A 22,184-nucleotide genomic window follows, 5' to 3' on the forward strand; every position below is an offset into this window, starting at 1 on the left:
TTAACTGATCGGCATTACGCCGATGGCGCCCTTTTTGTTAACCCGCGTTGGCCACCATGGCCTTGAGCTGCTGGAAGTACTGCTCGTAGAGCACCGAGGCTTCGCCCACATCGGACTGGAAGTGCCCCTTCTGCTTGATCTCGTCGCCGGGGAAGATCATGGGGTTGTCCCTGAACTCGGGCTTGAGCAGGGGCAGGGCATCCTTGACCGGGGTGGGATAGCCGATCGCCTCGGCCACCTTGGCGGCCACATCCGGGCGCATCAGGAAGTTGATGAGCGCATGGGCCTCGCTTACGTGCTTGGCCTTGGCGGTGATGGCCAGGTTATCCATCCAGAGGATGGCGCCCTCGCTCGGCCAGGTATAGGTGATGCCGGGGTACTCCTTCTGGGCACCATAGGCAGAGCCGTTCCAGAGCATGCCGAGGTTCACCTCACCGGCGATGTAGGGATCGGCCGGGTTGTCGGAGTTGAATGCCTTGACGTTGGGCATCAGCTGCTTCAGGTAGTCGAAGGCCTCCTTGATCTGGGCCGGATCCCGGGTATTGGGATTGTGGCCAAGCTGCACCAGGGCGATGTGGAACACCTCGCGCGCATCGTCCATCAGCAGCAGGCTCTCCTTCCACTCGGGGGCCCACAACTGTTTCCAGCTGGTCACTGGCTTAAGGATAACGTCGCTGTTGCGACCGATACCGGTGGCGCCCCAGATGTAGGGGACCGAGTAGCGATTCTCGGGATCGTACTCATGGTTGAGCAGGGTCGGATCCAGGTGCTTGATATTGGGCAACAGCCCCTTGTCCAGAGGCTGGAGCATCCCCTCCTTGGCCATCTTGGCCACAAAGTAGGTGCTGGGCACCACCACATCATACCCTTGCGGGTGGGTCTTGAGCTTGGCGTAGAGGGTCTCGTTAGACTCATAGGTGGAGTAAATCACCTTGATCCCGGTCTCTTTCTGGAACTGCTCGAGCAGACCGTCGGGCACATACTCGGACCAGTTATAGAAGTAGACCACCTTCTCTTCGGCCAGCACCGGCTGGCTCACCAGGGTGGCCCCCAGTGCCAGGGTGGCGGCGAGGGTGGTCGCTTTTTTGAAAGCGCTGTGCGTCATCGCAAAACTCCTTGCGGGGTTTGGGGCCATGCAGGCCCGCTGTCAAAAAAGTCGCCCGTCCGGGCGACGGCTTATTTGCGGCGTAGCAGCCACTGGGCGAGCAGCACCAGGGCCAGGGAGAAACCGAGCATCAGGGTCGCCAGGGCGTTCACCTCGGGGGAGACCCCTACCTTGACCATGGAGTAGATCTTGAGGGGCAGGATCTCGTAGGCGGGTCCGGTGACAAAGGAGCTGATCACCACATCGTCGAGGGACAGGGTAAACGCCAACAGCCAGCCGGCGGCAATGGCGGGCATGGCCAGTGGCAGCAGAATGCGCCGAAAGATCACCCACTCGCCGGCGCCCAGATCCCGGGCCGCCTCGAGCATGCGTACATCGAACCCCACCAGACGTGCATAGACGGTCACCACCACAAACGGCAGGCTGAAGGTGATATGGGCGATGAGCAGGGTCCAGAAGCCGAGCTTGACCCCGAGCAGCACGAACAGGGTGAGCAGGGAGATGGCCATGACGATGTCGGGGGACATCATCACCACAAACAGCAGGCCGCCCACATAGGGCTTGCCGCGAAAGCGGTAGCGAAACAGGGCCACGGCGGTGAGGGTGCCGATGATCACTGCCGCGCTGGCCGAGAAGGCTGCGATGGCCATGGAGTGGCGGGCCGCCTGCATCAGGCTGGCGTTGGCGATCAGCTTCTCGTACCACTGCCAGGTGAAACCGCGCCAGTCGATCCCGTATTTGGAGAGGTTAAAGGAGTTGCCGATCAGCACCAGGATCGGAATATAGAGATAGGCAAAGATGAGGGTGAGGTAACCCCCCTTGAGCAGACGCATCATGCCAGCACCTCCTGTTTGCTAAGCAACTTGCCGGCTCGCCAGTAACACCAGAGCAGCAGCCCCATCAAGAGGGTGAGGGTGACGCTGGTGGCGGCGCCGAAGGGCCAGTCACGGGTGTTGAGAAACGCCGTCTTGATAACATTGCCGATCAGCAAATGCTTGGCACCGCCGAGTAGATCGGAGACATAGAACATCCCCATGGCGGGCAGGAATACCAGCAGGCAGCCGGCGACTATGCCGGGCAGGGTCAGGGGCAGCACCACGTGCCGGAAGCGCTGCCAGCCGTTGGCGCCCAGATCCCTGGCCGCCTCGAGCAGACGCAGATCCAGCTTCTCCATGGCCGAATAGAGAGGCAGGATCATGAAGGGGAGCAGCACATAGACCAGACCGACGATGACGGCGAACTCGGTGTACATCATCTGTATCGGTCGTTCGATGAGGCCCAGATCGAGCAGCACTCCGTTGATGAGTCCCCGGGTACCCATCAACACCTTGAGAGAATAAGTACGGATGAGGGAGTTGGTCCAAAACGGCACTACCACCAGAAACAGCAGCAGGGGCCGCCAGCGCGCCGGCAGACGCGACACTATCCAGGCAAACGGATAGCCCAGCAGCAGGCAACAGAGGGTGGCGACCATGGCCAACCAGAGGGAGTGAAGGATCACCTGCCAGTAGAGGGGATCGAGCAGCCGCAGGTAGTTGCCCAAGGTAAAGAGAGGGGCAATCATCTGACTCTCGTCCCGGGTAAGCAGGCTCACCGCCAGGATCATCAGGTTGGGAAAGAGCACGAACAGGGTAAGCCAGCCCAGGATGAGGGCGATCGCCACGTTACGAAAGCCGTGGTGGGCAAAGCTTCTGTGCGGGTGATCAGTGCGGCTCATAGGGCAGTACCACCTCCCAGCTATCGACCCAGTGGATGGCGACATCCTGGCCGAGGCGATAGTCAAAGTCGGGGTCATCCTCGTCGAAGAACTCAGAGACCAGTATGCGCTTGCCCGAGTCGAGCTCGACCACAGAGTCCAGGGTGGCTCCCTTGTAGTTGCGATCCAGGATCTTGCCGGGCAGGCCGTCGGCACGCTCGCCGGAGTCATCCATGCGCAGATCTTCCGGTCGCAGCAGTACCAGCACCCGCTGACCCGGTGTGAAGGGGAGGGCGGAGTGGATGCGGCATTCGCGTCCTTCGACCCGGGCCAGCCAGATATCCCCCTCCTGGTGGGCGATGAGCTCCCCCTCCATCACGTTGATCTCGCCGATAAAGCGGGCGACGAAGAGGTTGGCGGGGGTCTCGTAGATGTCGCGCGGGGTACCGCTCTGGACTATGCGTCCGCCGTCCATCACCACGATGCGATCGGACATGGAGAGGGCCTCCTCCTGATCGTGGGTCACGAAGACGAAGGTGATACCGAGGCGCCGCTGCAGCGCCTTGAGCTCGCTCTGCATCTGTTTGCGCAGCTTGTAGTCGAGGGCCGAGAGGGACTCGTCAAGCAGCAATACCCGCGGGCGGTTGACCACGGCCCGGGCAATGGCCACCCGCTGTTGCTGCCCGCCGGAGAGCTGATCCGGTTTGCGGTCGGCCAGGGCCTCGAGCTGAACCATGGTGAGGGCTTCGTGAACCCGGTGTTGCACCTCGCCCTTTTCAATCCCCTGCATCTGCAGGCCGAAGGCGACGTTGTCGAACACCGTCATGTGCGGGAAGAGTGCATAGCTCTGGAAGACGGTGTTGATGTGTCTATGCTCGGCCGGGATCTCCGTGATGTCATCATCACCCAGCAGGATGCGCCCTTCATCGACCGATTCGAGTCCGGCGAGCATCCTGAGCACTGTCGTTTTACCGCATCCGGAGGGACCGAGCAGCGTGAGAAACTCGCCGTCCATGATCGCCAGATCCAAGCCTTCAATGACGGGTTTTCCGCCATACCCCTTGCTGATCCCCGTCAGCGAAACGATAGTCCTGGTGTTGTTTGTCATCTACGCAGTCTCACCCCAGCCGGTGGCCATCAATGGAAAAGAAGCGCGCATTTTAGGGCCCCCCCCCTTGAAATTAAAGCCTTTTCCCCTACGGGGGGCATATTCTGCCACCGTTTAGCGGGGAAAAGGCTGACCCCGTCGACATTCAGGCTATAATGCGGCGCTTGAGCCATGTCGTCATGCAAGTCAGTTGGACCATCACGTGAGTAACAGAATTCGTATCGGGGGTGACATGGAGCGCTCCCTGACCCAGGGTTATCGCCTGGATATCAGAGGGATCCTGCAGGAGGGGTGGACCCAGACCCGGGTCCACGGCTTTGGGCTCCTGCTGGCCATCGCCGGCGTCGTCGCCATCTGGTTGTTGTTGACCCAGGTCATGGTGGCGCCCCACCTGGCAGGGGATGAGGAGCAGGACCTGACCCTGCTGCTGAGCCTGCTTATCACTGTGCTGATCTCCCCCATGACCTCCGCCCTCGACATGTTGGGTCTGCAGCAGTCTCTCGGGGTCCGCGCCCGGGCCGGACAGGTGTTTGATTTCTTCCGCCACTTTGTGCGCCTCGGCTCTCTCTCCCTGCTCTCGACCCTGTGTACCAGCCTGTTCGGCCCCCTCTTCGCCGTCCTGGGGTTACCCGTTACCCTGGCCCTGGTCCCCTCTGTTTTACTCGGCATGGGACTGATCTTCAGCGTTCCCCTGGTGCTGGAGCGGGGCGTATCGCCCCTGCAGGCCATCTTGCTCTCCCTGCGTCTCTTCATTCGCGGGTTGCCGACCCTGCTGCTGCTTCACGGGATCATGTTTGTGCTCTTCTTCCTGGCCCTGATCCCTATGGGTCTGGGGCTTATCTGGGTGGCACCGCTCTATTACAACATCAAGGGGATCCTCTATCGGGATCTCTGCGGGATTGGGGTCGAAGTGACCGAGAAACCCGCATCCCCGGACCATTTCAACGCATAAGGAGAGACGATGAAGGCACCATGGATGGGGTTATTGCTGCTGGCGGGCAGTGTCGGCGCCGTACCCCTGGAGCTTGGCTACAGCGAGTTTTATAGCCAGATGAAGACCTTTGCCAAGGGCGAGTTTGGTTTGGCGCGCCTGGGCTTCTATCTGACCGAGTCACAAAGTGGCCAACGCTGCCTCATTCGCAGCGCCAGCGTCGAGACCCTGGATCGGCATGAGCCGGCCACCGTCACCCCTGACGGGGAGCTGCGTCTTCCCTTCGATCCGGATCTTAATCTCGACAAGGCCAAGGTCGTGCTGGAGATGGAGAAAGAGGGCCAAGATTGCAGCATGTCGGTACAGGTGATGGCCGATCTGCCCCCCGGAGTGGTGACATTAGGCACGCTTGAGATCGCTCGCCTGGATATGCAGCGCCTGCTCGACAAGATGGCCGGCATGATAGGCAAGCACTTCCTGCCCCCCATGCGCGGGGTGCACCTGGAGATGGCAGAGCCCAGGGGTCAGGTCGCCCTCGACGGAAAAGAGGGAGAGCGTCTGCTCCTCTGGCAGCAGGGACGCCTGGCCATCGATGACGAGACCCTCAAGGGGGAGGGCCACCTCGCCTTCGCGACGCCCCCGATCAGGGTGACTCCCTGGCTTGGCCAGTGAGGTTGACGGATACGAAAAAGGAGCCATGGCGGCTCCTTTTTCATTGGACTTAACGCACCTCGATGACGTCCAGCATCTCCATCCCCTCGATGTCGAGCAGGGGAGAGGCGGGCAGCTCGGGCGGATCGAAGGCCTTGTCCCCCCCGTCTATGATACCGGAGTCACGGTTGATGCTCTTGAAATCAAACAGCTTGTGATCGAGCAGATGGCTCGGGATCACATCCTGAATGGCGGTGAACATGGTTTCGAGGCGACCCGGGAAGCGGCGATCCCACTCCTGCATCATCTGCTTGATGGCCTTGCGTTGCAGGTTCTCCTGGGAGCCGCACAGGTTGCAGGGAATGATGGGGAAGGCCTTGATCTCGGCGTAGCGAACCAGGTCCTTCTCCTTGCAGTAGGCCAGGGGGCGGATCACCACGTTCTTGCCATCATCGCTGACCAGCTTGGGCGGCATGGATTTGAGCTTGCCGCCGTAGAACATGTTGAGGAACAGGGTCTCGAGGATGTCGTCGCGGTGGTGGCCCAACGCGATTTTGGTGCAGCCGAGCTCCTGGGCGGTACGATAGAGGATACCGCGGCGCAGACGGGAGCAGAGGGAGCAGGTGGTCTTGCCCTCGGGGATCTTCTCCTTGACGATGGAGTAGGTGTCTTCCTGAACGATCTTGTACTCGATGCCGAGGGTATTGAGGTACTCGGGCAGCACATGCTCGGGGAAGCCGGGCTGCTTCTGATCCAGGTTGACTGCCACCAGATCGAAATGGATGGGGGCGCTTTGCTGCAGGTTCATCAGGATGTCGAGCATGCCGAAGCTGTCCTTACCACCGGAGAGGCACACCATGACCCGATCGCCCTCTTCAATCATGTTGAAGTCGGCGATGGCCTGGCCCACGTTGCGGCGCAGGCGTTTTTGCAGCTTGTTAAAGTTGTACTTCTCTTTGGCGTTAAGCTCTTCTTGCATGACATCGAAAACCCGGGACAAAAACAGGCGGGTATTATAGCCGTGTCCCGGGTCAGGGCAAGTTAACCCTTGCGCCGCGCATCCACCGGGCAGACATAGCCCTCGGGCTTGAGGATCAGCATGTCACAATCGAGTTGATCGACCACCTGCTCGGCCGTGTTGCCGAGCAGGGCCGCCGAGAGCCCGGTGCGTCCGACGCACCCCATGATCATCAGGGTGGCGTCGAGTCGGTTGGCCATCTCGGGCAGCACCTCTTCCGGCAGCCCCTCCTCGACCCGGGTCCAGGCCTCGTTGATGCCATAACGCTCGGCATGCTGGCGCAGCAGCTTCTCGTGATGCTGGCGAATGGCGTCGTTGTAGGCCTTGGGATCGAACTCGGGAAGCTCGATGGCGATATTGACCGGAGTGCCCGGATAGGTGTTGACCAGATAGAGGCTGGCATCGAGCAGCTCGGCGACCTCGAGGGCCTCAGCGGTGATGCGATCGTTGAGTTTTTGCTGATCCTGATCGTCACTCGAGCAGTTGATGGCGGCGATGATGTTGCCGCCTCGCACCCATTGCCCCTCCTTTACCAGCAGGATGGGGCAAGGGCATTTGCGTAGCAGATGCCAGTCGGTCGGGGTAAAGATAAAGGTCTGCAGAAAGCTGTGCCTGTGAGTGGCTTTGACCACCAGATCATGGGCGCCGGTCAACACCTCTTGCAGGATGCTCTCGAAGGGGCGGCTGTGCCAGACCACCTTGACCGCAATGTTGAGCCCTTCGGCGCGATAGGGCTCGAGCAGCTTGTCGAGCCAGTCACTGCGCTGGGCAATGACCCCCTCCTGCATCTCTTTGCGCTCATCGGCCGAGAGCATGGAGGTCATCTCGTAGGAAAAGTCGTAGATGGGAAGCAGCAGAGTCAGCTCGGCCTCTTTCTCGAGGCGGGCGACCCGCACGGCGCGCTCCAGGGCTACCTGCTGCTCCAGCTCCGGATTGATGACCACCAGGATCTTGCGGTACTTGTCCATTTTTCCTCCCCGGCCCATCCAGTTGGGGCCATAAGAATCATTACCTTGCTACCTACAAGGTTAGATCAGACGGGAGGGAAAGGCCGTGGGCCGGATCACCCTTTGGGATGCATTCCGGCCCAGGTTTTGATTAACCGCAGCTGGGTTTGGTGTTGCCGGCCATGACGGCGAGGGCCGCCTGATCCAGCACAGTGATGTACTTGCCTTTGACACTGATGAGGCCGGTCTTCTGGAAACGACCGAGCAGACGGCTGATGGTCTCGACGGTGAGACCGAGATAGTTGCCGATATCGCCCCGGGTCATGGAGAGACGGAACTCCTTGGCGGAGAAGCCGCGCTCGGAGAAACGCTCGGAGAGGCTATAGAGGAAGGCGGCGAGGCGCTCCTCGGCATTTTTCTTGGAGAGCAGCAGGATCATCTCTTGATCGCCCATGATCTCGGTGCTCATCAGACGCATGATCTGCTGGCGCAGCTTGGGCATCTTGCCGGAGAGCTCGTCGAGTACGTCGTAGGGGATCTCGCACACCATGGAGGTCTCCAGCGCCTGGGCGAAGGAGGGATGGTTCTGCCTGCTGATGGCGTCGAAGCCGACCAGATCACCGGCCAGATGGAAGGCGGTGATCTGCTCATCACCCTGTTCAGTGATGGTATAGGACTTGATGGTACCGGAGCGGATGGCGTAGAGAGACTTGAGTTCATCACCTGCCTTGAACAGCTCTTCGCCCTTCTGGATGGGCTTTTTGCGTTCGATGATGCTGTCGAGCAGATCCAGCTCACTCTCGTTGAGGGAGAAGGGGATACAGAGCTGACTGATGCTGCAATCCTGGCAGTGAATGGCACAACCGCCACTCTGTATGCGTCTACCCGTTTTCTTTTCCGGAATCATAAGGCGCTTCGAAAGAATTGATTTATGTCAAAGAGTTTACCATCAACTACCGCCAGTTGGATAGAGTCTCAAAGTAGCCTGATGGCGATCCAGAGGGTGTGAGTACCGAGCAGCAGCAGCAGTAACCCCCCCGCCAGACGCAGCTCCCGTCGGGTCAACCAGTAACGTAGGCGATCTGCCAATCCCCCCAGGGCAAACAGGGTTGGCAGGGTACCCAGGCCAAAGCTGAGCATCAGCAAGGCCCCGGCGCCGGCACTGCCGGAGGCGGCACTCCAGGTCAGCATGGAGTAGACCATGCCGCAGGGGAGCCAACCCCAGATCATGCCGAAGGGGAGGGCGGCCAGCGGTCGTTGCAGGGGGAGGCAGCGATTGGCGAGGGGACGGATATGGGGCCACAGCCGGGCACCCAACTGCTCGATGCGCAGCACCCCTTGCCACCAGCCTGCCAGATAGAGTCCGACCGCGATCATCATGAGGGCGGCAAACAGCTGCAGCCAGGCCAGGGCGTGTTTTCCCTGGCCGAGCCCCGCCACCGAGGCGAACAGTCCCCCCACCAGGGCACCGGCCAGCATGTAGCTGAGGATGCGACCCAGGTTGTAACAGATAAGGTAGGTGAGGCGGCCGAGGGGGCGTTGATGGGCGGGGGGAATGGCCATGGAGAGGGCGGCAGAGACGCCGCCACACATGGCAAAGCAGTGGCTGCTGCCCGCCAGGCCCATCAGCAGGGCTCCCAGCAGATCAAGGTTGGCGCTCATGTTCGCCCTTCTGATCCGGGGTCTGCTCGTCAAAGAGGATGCTGGAGCCCTGCCGGTCGAGATCCTCGAACTGCTCCGAGCGGATGGCCCAGAAGAAGACCAGGGCGGCGATGACGACAAACAGGATGGCGATCGGGATCAGGACGAAGACGATATTCATAGCTTGTTGAGCCTCATGGAGTTGCTCACCACGATGAGGGAGCTCAGTGACATGCCGGCTGCGGCCAGATAGGGGGGCAGCCAGCCACTGGCTGCCAGCGGCAGCACCAGCAGATTGTACCCCAGGGACCAGGCAAAGTTCTGCCTGATGATGCGCCGGGTATGGCGTGCCAGGCGACGAGCCTCCAGCAGCTTGCACAGGTCATCGCCAAGCAGGATGGCATCGGCGCTGTTTTTGGCCAGATCCGTGCCGCCGGCCATGGCAAAGGAGGCATGGGCACCGGCCAACACAGGGGCATCGTTGACCCCGTCACCGACCATGATGCTGACATCCCCTTTGCGCTCGCGTGCCTTGAGGTAGTCCAGCTTGCCATCCGGGGTGACCCCCTTGATCAGTTCATCGATGCCGAGCTCGGCCGCGACGCGCTCGGCCTGGACGGAGCTGTCGCCGGTCAGCATCGTAACGGCGAGGCCGGCCTGTTGCAGGGCGAGGATGAGAGCAGGGGCATCGGGACGCAGGGTATCTTCGAGCTCGAAGCGGGCCACCAGTAGTCCCTCCTCCTCGAGCCATATGCTCAGACCCTGCTCAAAGTCGGTGGGGGCCTTGAGCCATTGGGCGCTGCCGAGGCGATATGCTTTGCCATCTATGTTTCCTGCGACGCCACAACCTATCTCGAGGCGATAGTCGCTGACCGGGAGCAGCACCTCCCCGAGTCGGAAGGCCCGGGCGATGGGGTGTTCGGAGCGGGACTCCAGGGCGGCGGCGATCCGCTGCAGGTAGTGTCCATCTTGCCCCTCCATGGCCTGAATCCGCTTGAGGCGGATTTCCCCCGTGGTGAGGGTGCCTGTCTTGTCGAGTACCACCCGGTTGGCCTGGGTCAGCACATCGAGCACATGGCCGCGGCGCAACAAGATCCCGCTTCGGGTGAGCCGCGCCGTGGCGGTGGTGAGGGCGGTGGGGGTGGCCAGCGAGAGGGCGCAGGGGCAGGTGGCCACCAGCACCGAGAGGGTGACCCAGAAGGCCTTTTCGGGGGCATGGAAGTGCCAGAAGAGCCAAACGGCGGTGGCGATCAGCAGCAGCACCAGAATGAAGTAGCGGGAGATGACATCCGCCATCAGGGCCAGGGCGGGCTTTTCGTCCAGTGCGCTGTCTTGCAGGCGCATGATCTGGGCGATGCGCGACTCGCTCATCGGGTGGGAGACCCGAAGCAGCAATGGGCTGTCGCTGTTGATGGTCCCCGCGAAGACCTGATCGCCCACCTGGCGCACCTCGGGGAGGGGCTCACCGGTGAGCATGGATTCATCGATACTGGCGCGCCCTTCCAGAACGATGCCGTCGGCGGGGAGGGTGGCGCCGGCCAGAACCCGGATTTGATCGCCAACCTTCAGGGTCTTGGCGGCGACCAGCCGCTCTCCCTGCGCCTCAACCAGGGTGGCCATGACCGGGATCATGCGAGCTAGGTTGGAGCTCGACTCCGAGGCTTTGCGACGGGCCCGCAGCTCGAGCAACCGGCCCAGCAGCAGAAAGAAGACGAACATGGTGATGGAGTCGTAATAGACCTCACCCGTATTGAAGACGGTGGCCCAGATAGAGGCGATAAAGGCACCGATCAGCGCCAGTGAGACAGACACATCCATCGACAGATGACCCTGGCGCAGACTGCGCCAGGCGTTCACGTAGAAGGGCTGGGCCGAGTAGAGCATGATGGGAGTGGAGAGCAGCAGGCTGATCCACTGGAAGTAGACGATAAACTCCTGCTCCACACTCACAAAGAGATCCATGTAGAGGGCGACCGAGCACATCATCACCTGCATGGAGCCAAGACCGGCGAGCCCCATGCGGTAGAGATAGCTCTTCACCTCCTTGGCGTAGAGGGCCTCCTGGCTGTGGGTCTGGAAGGGGTAGGCCCGATAGCCGACGGCGGCAAAACCTTTGAGCAGATCGCTTAAGGAGAGTTGCTCGGGATCCCAACGCACCCTGGCTCTGTGGGTGGTGGTATTGACGTTGATGTAGCGCAGGCCGGGCAGGGTGAAGAGGTGGCGTTCGATGAGCCAGGCACAGGCGGCGCAGGTCAGCCCCTCGACCGTGAGCTGGATCTCCCGCTCGGCACCCTGTTCGGTGACAAACTCCTGTTGTACCTCGGCCAGATCGTAGTTGGCCATGGCCAGCAGCTCTTCCGGCACCAGATCCCCTTTGGCGCCGGGGGCGGTGCGATGCTCGTAATAACTGGCCAGACCGCTGCCGAGTATGGTCTCGGCCACAGCCTGACAGCCGGGGCAGCAGAAGGGTTGTTTGATCCCTTTTATTTCGAGGGCGTAATCGGCGGTGCCAACCGGCTCACCACAATGAAAGCAGTCACTCATATCAACGCCCCTTGGGGTCGAGCACCTGACCATGGGGCAGCGGTAGACGAATGGTCTCTTGCAGGCGCCACTCGTGGTTAAAGGCGTCGAGGCGCACCTGCCACTTGCCGGTAAGGGGTTGATCGAGCACCAGGCGATAGGTGCCGCTGGCATCGGCCGTCAGAAGATGCTCGCTGTCATGGCCCGGCAGGGTAGGGTGAAACAGAGAGAGAAAGAGGGCCTGGTTGGGGATATCTCCGGTCAGTTTACGCACCGTGAGGGTGTTGCCCTCGACTCGCAGATCGAAGGTGAGTCCCAGGGTTTCGGAGCGGTGAAACTTGCTGAGATCCTGGTTGATTTCCTTGCCCTGCTTGTAATAGTCCTCGGCCACCAGATTGACGCCACCACGACTGGCGATGATGGCCGTATAGACGCTGGCGACGACGGCGCAGAGGGGAAGGGTGATGAGAAACCAGGGCCAGAACTGACGATACCAGGGTTGGGACATGATGCTACTACCGTGAAACGAATGGTTAACTGAGCGGGTTAAAAATACCAACACAAGATAACAAAAAGCCTCGAAGAGTCGAGGCTTTTTGCTGATTACTCAAAGCGTTGTCACGCTTTACTGCTGATGGGAGAGGCTGTAGACGTAGGAGGCAAGCAGATGCACCTTGTCTTCACCCAGCACATCTTTCCATGCCGGCATCACACCCTGACGACCATGGGTAATGGTCTCCTCGACGGTCTGGCGAGAGCCACCGTAGAGCCAGGTGGTGTTGGTCAGATCGGGAGCCCCGAAGGCCTCACCGCCCTTGCCTTCGGCACCGTGACAGGCAGCACACATGGCGAAGCGGGCCTGTCCCTTGCGGGCCATGACCGGATCCACGGTACGGCCGGAGAGGCTCAGCACATAGGCAGTGACCTCCTTGACCCCATCCTTGCCCAGGGTCTCACCCCAGGCCGGCATGGCGGCATGGCGGCCGTTCATGATGGTGGTCTTGATCTGATCCGGCTTGCCGCCCCACTGCCACTCACCGTCGGTGAGGTTGGGGAAGCCCTTGCCGCCGCGCGCATCGGAGCCGTGGCACAGGGCGCAGTTTTGCAGGAACAGACGCTGGCCTACCTTGAGGGCCTCCGGATCCTTGGCGATCTCCTCAATGGCCTTGTAGGTCTTGCCATCGGCGCTGTAGGTCAGTTCGCGGAACTTGGCGCCGTAGAGCTCGTCAGCCTTGGCATGTTCACGGTCATACTGCACCACACGCCCCTGCTCCTGGGCCGAGGCGGTGGCCGCCTTGGAGTCCGCCAGGGAGCGGATGTCCTGGTTGGAGCTCTGCCAGCCCAGCAGACCCTTCCAGTTACCCAGGCCCGGGTAGGAGGCCAGATAGACCAGACCGAAGACGATCATGATGATGAAGAGATAGGTCCACCACTTGGGCAGCGGGTTGTTGATCTCTTCGATGCCGTCGAAGGCGTGGCCCATGGGCTGACCCTCTTCGACCCCCATCTTGTCCTTCAGACACCACCAGAGCAGGGCAAAGCAGCCCAGTATGGTCCCCAAGGTGATGACGGTGACAAAAATACTCAACAGAGTGCTCATTATTGCTTCGCTCCTGCGTTCTTGTTATCGGCACTGTTTTGCTCGTCGGCAAAGATCAGGTTGGCAGCCTCGTCAAAGGCGGCCTTGCGGCGCTTGCTGTAGGCCCAGACGGCGATACCGATCATGATGGCCAGCAGCAGCAGGGTATAGAGTCCGCGAAAGGTGCCGTAATCCATATCCATTGCTCCTTATTTGAGGGCGGTGCCGATAGACTGCAGATAGGCAACCAGCGCATCGAGCTCTGTCTTGCCCTTCACCGCATCCTTGGCGCCGGCGATGTCGGCATCCGTGTAGGGAACACCGAAGTGATCCCGGAACAGCGCCAGCTTCTTGCCGGTCAGATCGCCATCGATCTCGTTCTTGGCCAGCCAGGGGAAGGCGGGCATGTTGGACTCGGGCACCACATCGCGCGGGTTGATCAGGTGGGCACGGTGCCAGTCATCGGAGTAACGGCCACCGACCCGGGCCAGATCCGGGCCGGTACGCTTGGAGCCCCACAGGAAGGGGTGCTCCCAGACGCTCTCGCCGGCCACCGAATAGTGACCATAGCGCTCGGTCTCGGCTCGGAACGGACGGATCATCTGGCTGTGGCAGACGCTGCACCCTTCGCGAATGTAGATATCGCGGCCTTCCATCTGCAGGGCGGTGTAGGGCTTGAGGCCATCGACCGGCTCAGTGGTCTGCTTCTGGAAGAAGAGGGGGGTGATCTCGACCAGACCACCCAGGCTGATAGCGAAGACGATACCCAGCGCCAGCAGGGGAACGTTCTTTTCAAAAATTTCGTGACGGTTGTTGTTGCTCATGGGTTACCTCTTCAGATCAGGCCGGCTGGGCAATCGGCTCCAGGGAGCCCTTGGGCGCAGTGATGGTGCGATAGGCGTTGTACGCCATCAGCAACATGCCGAGCACAAAGAAGCAACCACCCAGGAAGCGGACGAAGTAGAAGGGGTAGGAGGCCTGCAAGGCTTCCACGAAGCTGTAGGTCAGGGTGCCGTCGTCGTTGACTGCACGCCACATCAGGCCCTGCATCACACCGGAAATCCACATGGAGACGATATAGAGCACGGTACCGACGGTCGCCAGCCAGAAGTGGGTGTTGATGAGGCTGACGCTGTACATGCGGCCCTGGCCAAACAGATTCGGGATCAGGTGATAAACGGAACCGATGGAGACCATGGCAACCCAGCCCAACGCACCGGAGTGAACGTGACCTACGGTCCAGTCGGTGTAGTGGGAGAGGGCGTTGACCGTCTTGATCGACATCATGGGGCCTTCGAAGGTGGACATACCGTAGAAGGAGAGGGAGACGATCAGGAAGCGCAGCACAGGGTCATAGCGCAGCTTGTGCCAGGCGCCCGACAGGGTCATGATGCCGTTGATCATGCCACCCCAGGAGGGCACGAACAGGATCAGGGACATCACCATGCCCAGCGACTGGGCCCAGTCCGGCAGCGCAGTGTAGTGCAGGTGGTGCGGACCGGCCCAGATGTAGAGGGAGATCAGCGCCCAGAAGTGCACGATGGAGAGACGGTAGGAGTAGACCGGGCGACCCGCCTGCTTGGGCACGAAGTAGTACATCATGCCGAGGAAGCCCGCGGTCAGCAGGAAACCTACCGCATTGTGGCCGTACCACCACTGCACCATGGCGTCCATGGCACCGGAGTACATGGAGTAGGACTTGGTCAGGGTCAGGGGGATCGACATGCTGTTGATGATGTGCAGCACGGCGACCGTGATGATGAAGGCACCGAAGAACCAGTTCGCCACATAGATGTGAGAGGTGGTGCGCTTGATCATGGTGCCGAAGAAGACGATCGCATAAGCCACCCAGACGATGGTAATCGCGATATCAATCGGCCACTCCAGCTCGGCATACTCCTTGCCACCGGTCATGCCCAGGGGCAGGGTGATGGCGGCCGAGAGGATGATGGCCTGCCAGCCCCAGAACACGAAGCTGGCGAGCGGGCCACCAAACAGGCGAGCCTGGCAGGTGCGTTGCACGACATAGAAGGAGGTGGCCATCAGGGCACTGACGCCGAATGCAAAGATCACCGCGTTGGTGTGCAGGGGGCGCAGGCGGCTGTAGGTCAACCAGGGAGTATCGAAGTTGAGGGCAGGCCAGATCAGCTGGGCTGCAATCAGTACCCCTACTGTCATCCCGACAATTCCCCAGATGATGGTCATCACGGTGAACTGACGGACAACGGTGTAGTTGTACTCAGGGTGGGTAGTAGTATGGCTCATCGTTGTTTTCCGCTTCCGATGCTGTTGTTCTAGATATGTGGTCCGAAGACCGCTAGCAACCTTGGAGAAGTGGCCTCATTTGCCGCCTTGAATCGAGTTTTGTTAACGCTTGTTAGCAAAACGAAATCCAAAAGGGTGGTAAATGAAAACTCGGTGATGATGATAATGAAGTGACAGGTAAAATAACAGTATAAACTGTGATATATTTGAGCCCCGCCACAAGGTGTGGCAGAGCCAAAAGACCATGTTTTCGATCAAGAAAAGTACATCTATTCGACATCTTTGGGGCGTTTTTTACGATGCAGGGCAAATTAACCCGGGCCAAGCTGATTCAAATTGTGATCGTGCTGGCAATTTTAATGGCAGCCTTCACTTATCGGACCCTGTGGCAGGCTTCTGACGCCGGAATATCGCCGTCGACGGATATTCAAATCTGTGATCTGTCGCACGCCGCTTGCCGACTGATCCAGGGAGACAAGGTGCTCACCGCCACCGCCTCACCCCGGCCGATCAAGGCAGAGAGTCCTTTCGTGATCAGGCTCGATGGTCTCGGGAAGGCGCCCGCCAAAGCCTGGGTCGAAGGGCGGGATATGTTTATGGGGCGCATTCCCCTCGAGCCCCGACAAGAGGCGGGTGTCTGGGTCGTTGATGCCATGGTCGGTGCCTGCACCGAGCCCGCCATGGTGTGGCAGCTGGTGGTGGAGACTGAGGGTGAGAGACCGCTGAAGATCCCCTTCACCGTGACCCGTTAATGCCCCGTCGGGCGGCTGATGATGCACCCGACATGATTGTTTTGTTGGTTAACTGATGAGGAGTATGCCCCTGTGGTAGCAAGTGACAAATCCCGCTTCTATGAGCGCCTGTGCCAGCAGGTGAAGGCCCTGATCGAGGGGGAGCCGGACATGATAGCCAACATGGCCAATGTCTCGGCCCTGTTGAACCTGGAGCTCGAAGAGATCAACTGGGTGGGCTTCTATCTGCTCAAAGGCGAGACCCTGGTGCTCGGCCCCTTCCAGGGCAAGCCGGCCTGTCTGCGCATTCCGGTCGGTCGCGGTGTCTGTGGCAGTGCCGTGGCCGAGAACGCGAGCCAGCTGGTTCGCGATGTGCATCAGTTCGCCGGTCATATTGCCTGTGATGCGGCCAGTAATGCCGAGGTGGTGATCCCGGTTCGTGCCCGGGGCGAGGTGGTGGCCGTGCTCGATGTTGACAGTCCCCGCATCGCTCGTTTCGACGAGCAGGACCAGGAAGGACTGGAAAAAATCGTCTCGTTACTCGAGGCCGAACTCTTCAAGGTTGCATGAGAGTTCGCAAACGCTCCCAACCTCTCTATAATGGGGCCCTTGTCGTCTCTGCGGGCTCGAGCCCCTGCTAATTAATAAATCAAGGTTATACATGGAAAACACTGAAAAGCTGAAGAACAGTAAAGAGGTCATTGCCTATCTGATCGAGAAGTTTCCCGCCTGCTTCATCGCAGAAGGGGAGGCCAAGCCGCTCAAGATCGGTATCTTCCAGGACCTGGCTGCCCGCCTGGCCGATGACCCCAAGGTCTCCAAGACCCTGCTGCGTTCAGCTCTGCGTCAGTACACCTCCAGTTGGCGTTATCTGCATGGCCTCAAGGCGGGGATCGCCCGTGTCGATCTCGATGGCAATCCGGGTGAGCTGCTGACCGAGGAGCATGTCGAGCACGCCAAACAGGCGCTCAAGGAGAGCAAGGATCGCGTCTTTGCCAGCCGTCGTGTCACCAACAAGAGCGACAAGCCCAAGAAGCCCCGTCGTCCGCAACCGCGCAAGGTCTCAGCCGACGAGCTCAAGCTCGAGCAGGGGGTCAAGGTTGTGCTGGGTAAGTCTCCGGTTGCCGCTACCATCAAGGAAATCACCAAGGATGACGTGCAGGTTCAGCTGCAGACCGGCATGATGATGCGCGTCAAGTTCGAACACTTGGTCCTCTAAGGAGGCTTTTTTGAAGCAAGGTGTCATTCGTTATTCTCTCATCGCCTGGAGCCTGGCCATCGCCGGGCTCGCCCAGGCCGTCGAGCCGGTACTGAAAGAGAGTGAGCTCCCGGTTCTTAGCCAAGAGAGCCAGCACGCCACGGCGAGCAAGCGGATCACTAATCTGTTCACCCGTTCCCACTACAAGCAATTCAAGCTGGATGCGGCCTTCTCAGCCGAGATCTTTGACAAGTATTTAGAGGCGCTCGATTACAGCCGCAATCTGTTTCTGGCCTCCGACATCCAGCGTTTTGAGAAGTACCGCAAGGGGTTTGACAAGGATCTGGAGCGTGGTCGTCTCGACCCTGCCTATGACATGTTCAACCTGAGTCAGCAGCGGCGCTATGAGCGATACGAATATGCCCTGACACTGCTCGATACTCCCTTCGATTTCACCCAGAAGGATGAGTATCTCTTCGACAGGGAAGGCGCCTCCTGGCCAAAGAGTGAGGGTGAACTCAACGAGTTGTGGCGCCAGCGGGTCAAGTACGATGCCCTGAGTCTCAAGCTCTCCGGCAAGGAGTGGCCCGAGATCAAGGAGTTGCTCGCCAAGCGTTACAACAATGCCATCAAGCGTATGTCCCAGACCGAGAGCGAGGATGTCTTTCAGCTCTTCATGAACTCCTTTGCTCGCGCCATCGAACCTCACACCAGTTATCTCTCGCCCCGCAATGCCGATCGTTTCAACTCCGAGATGAACCTCTCCCTCGAGGGGATAGGTGCCGTGCTGCAGGCCGAAGATGATTTCACCGTGATCCGCTCCCTGGTGCCCGGTGGTCCCGCCGCCAATTCCAACCAGCTCAAGCCCGATGACAAGATCACCGGTGTGGGCCAGGCCGACGGCAAGATTGTCGATGTGATCGGCTGGCGTCTCGATGAGGTGGTCGACCTTATCAAGGGCCCCAAGGGCAGCAAGGTGCGCCTCGAGATCCAGCGTGGCAAGGGTGCCACCGCCAAGACAGAGGTGATCGAGCTGGTGCGCGACAAGGTTCGTCTCGAGGATCGCGCCGCCAAATCCAAGGTGGTGATGGCCGAGGGCAAGAAGATCGGGGTGCTCGAAATCCCGAGTTTCTATGTCAATCTGCACGAGGATGTGATCAAGGAGCTGGCCAGTCTCAACAAGAAGAAGATCGACGGCCTGGTGGTCGATCTGCGTGGTAACGGGGGCGGAGCCCTGACGGAAGCCTCTGCCCTGACCGGGCTCTTCATCACCGCAGGTCCTGTGGTTCAAATCCGCGATCACATGGGGCGGGTCACCGTCAACGGCGACGACGACGGTCAGGTCTATTACGGGGGCCCCATGACGGTATTGATCGACCGTTACAGTGCCTCTGCCTCCGAGATCTTTGCCGCTGCCATGCAAGACTACGGCCGGGCCCTCATCATAGGAGAAAACTCCTTCGGCAAAGGAACTGTGCAGCAGCACCGCAGTCTGGCCAAGGTGTATGACTTCTACGACGAGCCTCTGGGGCATGTGCAGTACACCATTGCCAAGTTCTACCGCATTGATGGTGGCAGCACCCAGAACAAGGGCGTCGTGCCCGATATCGCCTTCCCGACCGCCATTCCTCATGAGGAGACGGGGGAGAGCCAGGAGCCCAACGCCCTGCCGTGGGACAAGATTGCCTCGGCCAGCTACCAACGGGTCGGCAACTTCACGGCGCAGTTGCCCACCCTCAAGCAGGCCTATGAGAAACGGGTTGCCAGCGATCCCGAGTTTGCCTATGTCGAGCAGGATATTGCCGAATACAAGCGCGAGAAGGACAAAAAATCCGTCTCCCTCAATGAGGCTGAGCGTCGTGCCGAGCAAGAGAAGCAGGATGCGTTGGCGCTGGTGCGCACCAACGAGCGTCTCAAGCGCATGGGTAAGCCTCAGGTGAAATCTCTCGATGAACTGCCGAGTGATTATGAGGCGCCGGATGAGTTTCTCAAGGAGGCGGCCAACATCACCGCCGATCTGGGCAAGCTCACGACCAAATCCTGATTTTTCCAGCGAGAGTAAAACGGCCAACCTGTGTTGGCCGTTTTTTTATCTGAAAAAGTGCATAACTATTTTAGCCCGGATAAAGATGCTGGCCCGGTGAAGGAATTGCGTCATTTGTCGTTTCTTTATACTGAGAACTAGATTTCATCTGGAGTATTTATTTGTATTTGTTGTTGAAATGAGTTGTAACAACTGATGAGTGTGTTTTTTATCAGTTGATTGATATCCTCTTGCCGCTCATAAAACAACAAAGAGATAACAACGATGAAGTTCAGGTTTACTATTTTGGCCAGCACCCTGGCCCTGCTCTCTGCGTGTGGCGGCGGCGGCTCTGAGGGCGGCTCCCCGGCTCCCCAACCCAAGCCCCAGCCCATGGCCATGCCCGAGGCTGGTATCTATACCCCCTATCTGCTCGATGGCGCCAACAAGGCGCTGGCGTTGGATCCTGAGTTTTCAGTCTCCATCGTCTATCCGGCCGGTGAGAAGGCGCAGCCCTGGACCAGCCTGATCGCGCTGGAGAGTGCCGATAAGAGCAAGGCTACGTTGTTGCAACTGACTGGCAGTGCTGGTCGGGTCAGTCCCTATGCAAATAGGGTTGAATCTTTGATTGAGCTTATGGAGCAAGATAAGCAATCAGAAATGTGTAGTAGTAGCAATATCGACAACGCAGTTTTGAAACCAATGAGTCAGGGTAATGTCAATTTGGCTGACACTGGTGAGCGACTCTGGATCGTGGATCAGCTACCTGGTAGCTGCAAGAGCATGATATCCGGCTGGAGCGGCAAGGTTGCCCTGAAACCCTACCCGACCCAGGCACTGGATTCGCGTCACTGGACTTATGAGGGGGGAGATAATGCCTCTCTGCTCAGCAGTGCAGAGACGACCGTCAATGGCGGTGAATTGCACCTGGCTCTGGTGTTGCCCCATGCCGGTTGCCGTCTGGAAGGGAGCGGGCAGGCGGGGAACGGGTTAAATCGTATTGTGCTCAGTGGCCTGCAGCAGTGCCGCTTCGACTATTACGACAATACCTCGCTGGTTGAGACCAACCTGGAGCGGTTGTGGCTGCTTGCCTTGCGCGATCTGGCAAAGACACAGAATACCCTGACGGTCTATGCCTTTGGCATTCGTGATGACGACAACAAGCCCATGTTGGGGATCGGTGTCCCGGACGTGAAGGGACTGGTACTGGATCTCGATTCGACCCAGTAACGGCATAAGCAAAAAGAGAGGGAGGCCTGCGCCTCCCTCTCTTTTTTTGCTTACTGGCGCTCCCCGAGCGCCAGTCGAATGGTGCCCTCGGCACGGCAGCAGCAGGGGAGACACTCACCGGCACCGACAAAGGCCAGAGGCGTCAGCAGGTAGCGGACGGTGCCGGCCAGCAGGGGAGTGCGGCAGGCGCCGCAATAGCCACTGCGACACTGGTACTCCACCTCGACCCCGTGGCGCTCCAGGGTATCGAGCAGGGTCTCTGCTCCCTTCACCACCAGCCGGGTCGAGTCGGTTTCGATGACGGCCTGCACATCGAGACTCGGGAGGGCGCCACTACTCATCAGAGCTCGAAGTCGCCCAGGTCTTCGTGGCTCACCTCGCTGTCGATCTGGCCGACCAGGTAGGAGCTCACTTCCACCTCTTGCGGAGCGACTTGCACATTGTCAGAGGAGAGCCAGGTGTTGATCCAGGGGATGGGGTTCTGCTTGGCGGCAAACGCCGGCTGCAGACCCACGGCGCTCATGCGCAGATTGGTAATGTACTCCACGTATTGGCAGAGGATGTCTTTGTTCAGGCCGATCATGGAGCCATCACGGAACAGGTACTCGGCCCACTCCTTCTCCTGAATGGCGGCTTCCTTGAAGAGATCGAAGCAGGCCTGCTCGCATTCGCGGGCGATCTCGGCCATCTCGGGGTCATCCTGACCGCTGCGCATCAGGTTCAGCATGTGCTGGGTCCCGGTCAGATGCAGTGCCTCGTCGCGGGCGATCATCTTGATGATCTTGGCGTTACCCTCCATCAGTTCGCGCTCGGCAAAGGCAAAGGAGCAGGCGAAGCTGACGTAGAAACGGATGGCTTCCAGGGCGTTGACGCTCATCAGGCACAGATAGAGCTTCTTCTTGAGATCCCGCAACGTCAGGGTGACGCTCTTGCCATTGAGGGTGTGAGTGCCTTCCCCGTGCAGGTGATAGACGGAGGTGGCTTCAATCAGATCGTCGTAGAAGTGGCTGATAGACTCGGCGCGCTTGAGGATCTGCTCGTTGGTGACGATGTCGTCGAACACCAGGGCCGGATCGTTGACGATGTTGCGAATGATATGAGTGTAAGAGCGAGAGTGGATGGTCTCGGAGAAGGACCAGGTCTCGATCCAGGTCTCCAGCTCGGGGATGGAGACCAGGGGCAGCAGCGCCACGTTGGGGCTACGCCCCTGAATGGAGTCGAGCAGGGTCTGATACTTCAGGTTGGAGATGAAGATGTGTTGCTCGTGGGGCGGCAGGGCCTGGTAGTCGATGCGATCCCGCGAGACATCCACCTCTTCCGGTCGCCAGAAGAAGGAGAGCTGTTTCTCGATGAGTCGCTCGAAGACATCGTGCTTCTGCTGATCGTAGCGGGCTACGTTGACGGGTTGACCAAAGAACATGGGCTCTTTGAGCTGGTCATTCTTGATTTGGCTGAAAGTGGTGTAGGCCATGGATGTTCGGCTCTTGTCTGTGTGAACACTGTTGTTGGGGTTATCCGGGGGCAAAAGCAGCCGGGCG

Annotated in this window: 24 protein-coding genes; 7 read left to right on the top strand and 17 right to left on the bottom strand. The window is 59.6% G+C overall.

The window, feature by feature from the left end; all coding sequences use genetic code 11:
- Nucleotides 1-37: 37 nt before the first annotated feature.
- The 4 genes from BN1133_RS15965 to potA form a co-directional block, all read right to left on the bottom strand.
- A complete protein-coding gene (locus BN1133_RS15965) occupies nucleotides 38-1,105 on the bottom strand; it encodes an extracellular solute-binding protein (protein WP_050667470.1) in 1,068 nt (355 codons plus the stop codon).
- 71 nt (nucleotides 1,106-1,176) lie between these two features.
- Nucleotides 1,177-1,941 (bottom strand): spermidine/putrescine ABC transporter permease PotC, encoded by a 765-nt coding sequence (gene potC, locus BN1133_RS15970; protein ID WP_050667471.1) that lies wholly within the window; start codon nucleotides 1,939-1,941, stop codon nucleotides 1,177-1,179.
- The gene (gene potB / locus BN1133_RS15975; RefSeq protein ID WP_050667472.1) at nucleotides 1,938-2,822 is read right to left on the bottom strand and encodes a spermidine/putrescine ABC transporter permease PotB; all 885 of its coding nucleotides are present in this window, start codon (nucleotides 2,820-2,822) and stop codon (nucleotides 1,938-1,940) included. The genes potC and potB overlap by 4 nt, the downstream gene beginning before the upstream one ends.
- The gene (gene potA / locus BN1133_RS15980; protein ID WP_050667473.1) at nucleotides 2,809-3,909 is read right to left on the bottom strand and encodes a spermidine/putrescine ABC transporter ATP-binding protein PotA; all 1,101 of its coding nucleotides are present in this window, start codon (nucleotides 3,907-3,909) and stop codon (nucleotides 2,809-2,811) included. The genes potB and potA overlap by 14 nt, the downstream gene beginning before the upstream one ends.
- 214 nt (nucleotides 3,910-4,123) lie before the next feature.
- On the opposite strand from potA, the gene BN1133_RS15985 reads away from it, so the two are divergent.
- Entirely contained in the window at nucleotides 4,124-4,861 is a 738-nt protein-coding gene (locus BN1133_RS15985) for a DUF2189 domain-containing protein (RefSeq protein ID WP_050667545.1), read from the top strand.
- A 9-nt stretch (nucleotides 4,862-4,870) separates the two neighbouring features.
- On the top strand, nucleotides 4,871-5,512 hold the full coding sequence (locus BN1133_RS15990; protein WP_050667474.1) for a DUF2987 domain-containing protein: 642 nt from the start codon (nucleotides 4,871-4,873) through the stop codon (nucleotides 5,510-5,512).
- A gap of 49 nt (nucleotides 5,513-5,561) precedes the next feature.
- Here BN1133_RS15990 and ttcA read toward each other — a convergent pair whose 3' ends face one another.
- From ttcA to ccoN, 11 genes are all read right to left on the bottom strand, one after another.
- Nucleotides 5,562-6,470: a tRNA 2-thiocytidine(32) synthetase TtcA gene (ttcA, locus tag BN1133_RS15995; RefSeq protein WP_050667475.1), complete on the bottom strand. Its 909-nt coding sequence runs from the start codon at nucleotides 6,468-6,470 to the stop codon at nucleotides 5,562-5,564.
- Nucleotides 6,471-6,532: 62 nt separating this feature from the next.
- Entirely contained in the window at nucleotides 6,533-7,477 is a 945-nt protein-coding gene (uspE, locus tag BN1133_RS16000) for a universal stress protein UspE (protein ID WP_050667476.1), read from the bottom strand.
- Between the two features lie 130 nt (nucleotides 7,478-7,607).
- Nucleotides 7,608-8,363, bottom strand: a complete 756-nt coding sequence (locus tag BN1133_RS16005; protein ID WP_050667477.1) for an FNR family transcription factor — start codon at nucleotides 8,361-8,363, stop codon at nucleotides 7,608-7,610.
- A gap of 68 nt (nucleotides 8,364-8,431) precedes the next feature.
- On the bottom strand, nucleotides 8,432-9,118 hold the full coding sequence (locus BN1133_RS16010) for a sulfite exporter TauE/SafE family protein (protein WP_050667478.1): 687 nt from the start codon (nucleotides 9,116-9,118) through the stop codon (nucleotides 8,432-8,434).
- Nucleotides 9,102-9,278 carry a cbb3-type cytochrome oxidase assembly protein CcoS gene (ccoS, locus tag BN1133_RS16015; RefSeq protein WP_050667479.1) on the bottom strand — a complete coding sequence of 59 codons (177 nt, stop codon included), beginning with the start codon at nucleotides 9,276-9,278 and terminating at the stop codon, nucleotides 9,102-9,104. Before ccoS ends, BN1133_RS16010 begins: the two co-directional genes overlap by 17 nt.
- On the bottom strand, nucleotides 9,275-11,641 hold the full coding sequence (locus BN1133_RS16020; RefSeq protein WP_050667480.1) for a heavy metal translocating P-type ATPase: 2,367 nt from the start codon (nucleotides 11,639-11,641) through the stop codon (nucleotides 9,275-9,277). Before BN1133_RS16020 ends, ccoS begins: the two co-directional genes overlap by 4 nt.
- A gap of 1 nt (nucleotide 11,642) precedes the next feature.
- Complete coding sequence (locus BN1133_RS16025) at nucleotides 11,643-12,128, bottom strand: FixH family protein (protein WP_050667481.1); 486 nt, start codon at nucleotides 12,126-12,128, stop codon at nucleotides 11,643-11,645.
- A gap of 117 nt (nucleotides 12,129-12,245) precedes the next feature.
- The gene (gene ccoP, locus BN1133_RS16030) at nucleotides 12,246-13,220 is read right to left on the bottom strand and encodes a cytochrome-c oxidase, cbb3-type subunit III (protein WP_050667482.1); all 975 of its coding nucleotides are present in this window, start codon (nucleotides 13,218-13,220) and stop codon (nucleotides 12,246-12,248) included.
- The gene (locus BN1133_RS16035; protein WP_050667483.1) at nucleotides 13,220-13,396 is read right to left on the bottom strand and encodes a CcoQ/FixQ family Cbb3-type cytochrome c oxidase assembly chaperone; all 177 of its coding nucleotides are present in this window, start codon (nucleotides 13,394-13,396) and stop codon (nucleotides 13,220-13,222) included. Before BN1133_RS16035 ends, ccoP begins: the two co-directional genes overlap by 1 nt.
- 12 nt (nucleotides 13,397-13,408) lie before the next feature.
- Complete coding sequence (gene ccoO / locus BN1133_RS16040) at nucleotides 13,409-14,023, bottom strand: cytochrome-c oxidase, cbb3-type subunit II (RefSeq protein ID WP_050667484.1); 615 nt, start codon at nucleotides 14,021-14,023, stop codon at nucleotides 13,409-13,411.
- A gap of 16 nt (nucleotides 14,024-14,039) precedes the next feature.
- Complete coding sequence (gene ccoN / locus BN1133_RS16045) at nucleotides 14,040-15,464, bottom strand: cytochrome-c oxidase, cbb3-type subunit I (RefSeq protein ID WP_050667485.1); 1,425 nt, start codon at nucleotides 15,462-15,464, stop codon at nucleotides 14,040-14,042.
- A 479-nt stretch (nucleotides 15,465-15,943) separates the two neighbouring features.
- Between ccoN and BN1133_RS16050 the strand changes: the two genes are divergently transcribed.
- The 5 genes from BN1133_RS16050 to BN1133_RS16070 all read left to right on the top strand — a co-directional run bounded on the left by BN1133_RS16050 (nucleotide 15,944) and on the right by BN1133_RS16070 (nucleotide 20,646).
- Complete coding sequence (locus tag BN1133_RS16050) at nucleotides 15,944-16,216, top strand: hypothetical protein (RefSeq protein WP_050667486.1); 273 nt, start codon at nucleotides 15,944-15,946, stop codon at nucleotides 16,214-16,216.
- Between the two features lie 72 nt (nucleotides 16,217-16,288).
- Nucleotides 16,289-16,765 carry a GAF domain-containing protein gene (locus BN1133_RS16055; RefSeq protein ID WP_050667487.1) on the top strand — a complete coding sequence of 159 codons (477 nt, stop codon included), beginning with the start codon at nucleotides 16,289-16,291 and terminating at the stop codon, nucleotides 16,763-16,765.
- Between the two features lie 91 nt (nucleotides 16,766-16,856).
- Nucleotides 16,857-17,414, top strand: a complete 558-nt coding sequence (gene proQ / locus BN1133_RS16060) for an RNA chaperone ProQ (protein ID WP_050667488.1) — start codon at nucleotides 16,857-16,859, stop codon at nucleotides 17,412-17,414.
- Nucleotides 17,415-17,424: 10 nt separating this feature from the next.
- Complete coding sequence (prc, locus tag BN1133_RS16065; protein ID WP_050667489.1) at nucleotides 17,425-19,437, top strand: carboxy terminal-processing peptidase; 2,013 nt, start codon at nucleotides 17,425-17,427, stop codon at nucleotides 19,435-19,437.
- A gap of 264 nt (nucleotides 19,438-19,701) precedes the next feature.
- Nucleotides 19,702-20,646, top strand: coding sequence for a hypothetical protein (locus BN1133_RS16070; protein ID WP_050667490.1), 945 nt, complete (start codon nucleotides 19,702-19,704; stop codon nucleotides 20,644-20,646).
- A 50-nt stretch (nucleotides 20,647-20,696) separates the two neighbouring features.
- On the opposite strand, the gene yfaE is transcribed toward BN1133_RS16070, so the two are convergent.
- Entirely contained in the window at nucleotides 20,697-20,987 is a 291-nt protein-coding gene (gene yfaE / locus BN1133_RS16075) for a class I ribonucleotide reductase maintenance protein YfaE (protein ID WP_082178037.1), read from the bottom strand.
- Nucleotides 20,987-22,117: a class Ia ribonucleoside-diphosphate reductase subunit beta gene (gene nrdB, locus BN1133_RS16080; RefSeq protein ID WP_050667491.1), complete on the bottom strand. Its 1,131-nt coding sequence runs from the start codon at nucleotides 22,115-22,117 to the stop codon at nucleotides 20,987-20,989. Before nrdB ends, yfaE begins: the two co-directional genes overlap by 1 nt.
- Between the last annotated feature and the right edge of the window lie 67 nt (nucleotides 22,118-22,184).

Source organism: Aeromonas schubertii, from assembly GCF_000820105.1.
Taxonomy (GTDB): domain Bacteria; phylum Pseudomonadota; class Gammaproteobacteria; order Enterobacterales; family Aeromonadaceae; genus Aeromonas; species Aeromonas schubertii.

What these genes read in the sequence shown, in the direction of transcription:
- BN1133_RS15965 (WP_050667470.1), bottom strand. Translation starts at nt 1,105, where the DNA reads ATGACGCACAGCGCTTTCAAAAAAGCGACCACCCTCGCCGCCACCCTG.
- potC (WP_050667471.1), bottom strand. Translation starts at nt 1,941, where the DNA reads ATGATGCGTCTGCTCAAGGGGGGTTACCTCACCCTCATCTTTGCCTAT.
- potB (WP_050667472.1), bottom strand. Translation starts at nt 2,822, where the DNA reads ATGAGCCGCACTGATCACCCGCACAGAAGCTTTGCCCACCACGGCTTT.
- potA (WP_050667473.1), bottom strand. Translation starts at nt 3,909, where the DNA reads ATGACAAACAACACCAGGACTATCGTTTCGCTGACGGGGATCAGCAAG.
- BN1133_RS15990 (WP_050667474.1), top strand. Translation starts at nt 4,871, where the DNA reads ATGAAGGCACCATGGATGGGGTTATTGCTGCTGGCGGGCAGTGTCGGC.
- ttcA (WP_050667475.1), bottom strand. Translation starts at nt 6,470, where the DNA reads ATGCAAGAAGAGCTTAACGCCAAAGAGAAGTACAACTTTAACAAGCTG.
- uspE (WP_050667476.1), bottom strand. Translation starts at nt 7,477, where the DNA reads ATGGACAAGTACCGCAAGATCCTGGTGGTCATCAATCCGGAGCTGGAG.
- BN1133_RS16005 (WP_050667477.1), bottom strand. Translation starts at nt 8,363, where the DNA reads ATGATTCCGGAAAAGAAAACGGGTAGACGCATACAGAGTGGCGGTTGT.
- BN1133_RS16010 (WP_050667478.1), bottom strand. Translation starts at nt 9,118, where the DNA reads ATGAGCGCCAACCTTGATCTGCTGGGAGCCCTGCTGATGGGCCTGGCG.
- ccoS (WP_050667479.1), bottom strand. Translation starts at nt 9,278, where the DNA reads ATGAATATCGTCTTCGTCCTGATCCCGATCGCCATCCTGTTTGTCGTC.
- BN1133_RS16020 (WP_050667480.1), bottom strand. Translation starts at nt 11,641, where the DNA reads ATGAGTGACTGCTTTCATTGTGGTGAGCCGGTTGGCACCGCCGATTAC.
- BN1133_RS16025 (WP_050667481.1), bottom strand. Translation starts at nt 12,128, where the DNA reads ATGTCCCAACCCTGGTATCGTCAGTTCTGGCCCTGGTTTCTCATCACC.
- ccoP (WP_050667482.1), bottom strand. Translation starts at nt 13,220, where the DNA reads ATGAGCACTCTGTTGAGTATTTTTGTCACCGTCATCACCTTGGGGACC.
- BN1133_RS16035 (WP_050667483.1), bottom strand. Translation starts at nt 13,396, where the DNA reads ATGGATTACGGCACCTTTCGCGGACTCTATACCCTGCTGCTGCTGGCC.
- ccoO (WP_050667484.1), bottom strand. Translation starts at nt 14,023, where the DNA reads ATGAGCAACAACAACCGTCACGAAATTTTTGAAAAGAACGTTCCCCTG.
- ccoN (WP_050667485.1), bottom strand. Translation starts at nt 15,464, where the DNA reads ATGAGCCATACTACTACCCACCCTGAGTACAACTACACCGTTGTCCGT.
- proQ (WP_050667488.1), top strand. Translation starts at nt 16,857, where the DNA reads ATGGAAAACACTGAAAAGCTGAAGAACAGTAAAGAGGTCATTGCCTAT.
- BN1133_RS16070 (WP_050667490.1), top strand. Translation starts at nt 19,702, where the DNA reads ATGAAGTTCAGGTTTACTATTTTGGCCAGCACCCTGGCCCTGCTCTCT.
- yfaE (WP_082178037.1), bottom strand. Translation starts at nt 20,987, where the DNA reads ATGAGTAGTGGCGCCCTCCCGAGTCTCGATGTGCAGGCCGTCATCGAA.
- nrdB (WP_050667491.1), bottom strand. Translation starts at nt 22,117, where the DNA reads ATGGCCTACACCACTTTCAGCCAAATCAAGAATGACCAGCTCAAAGAG.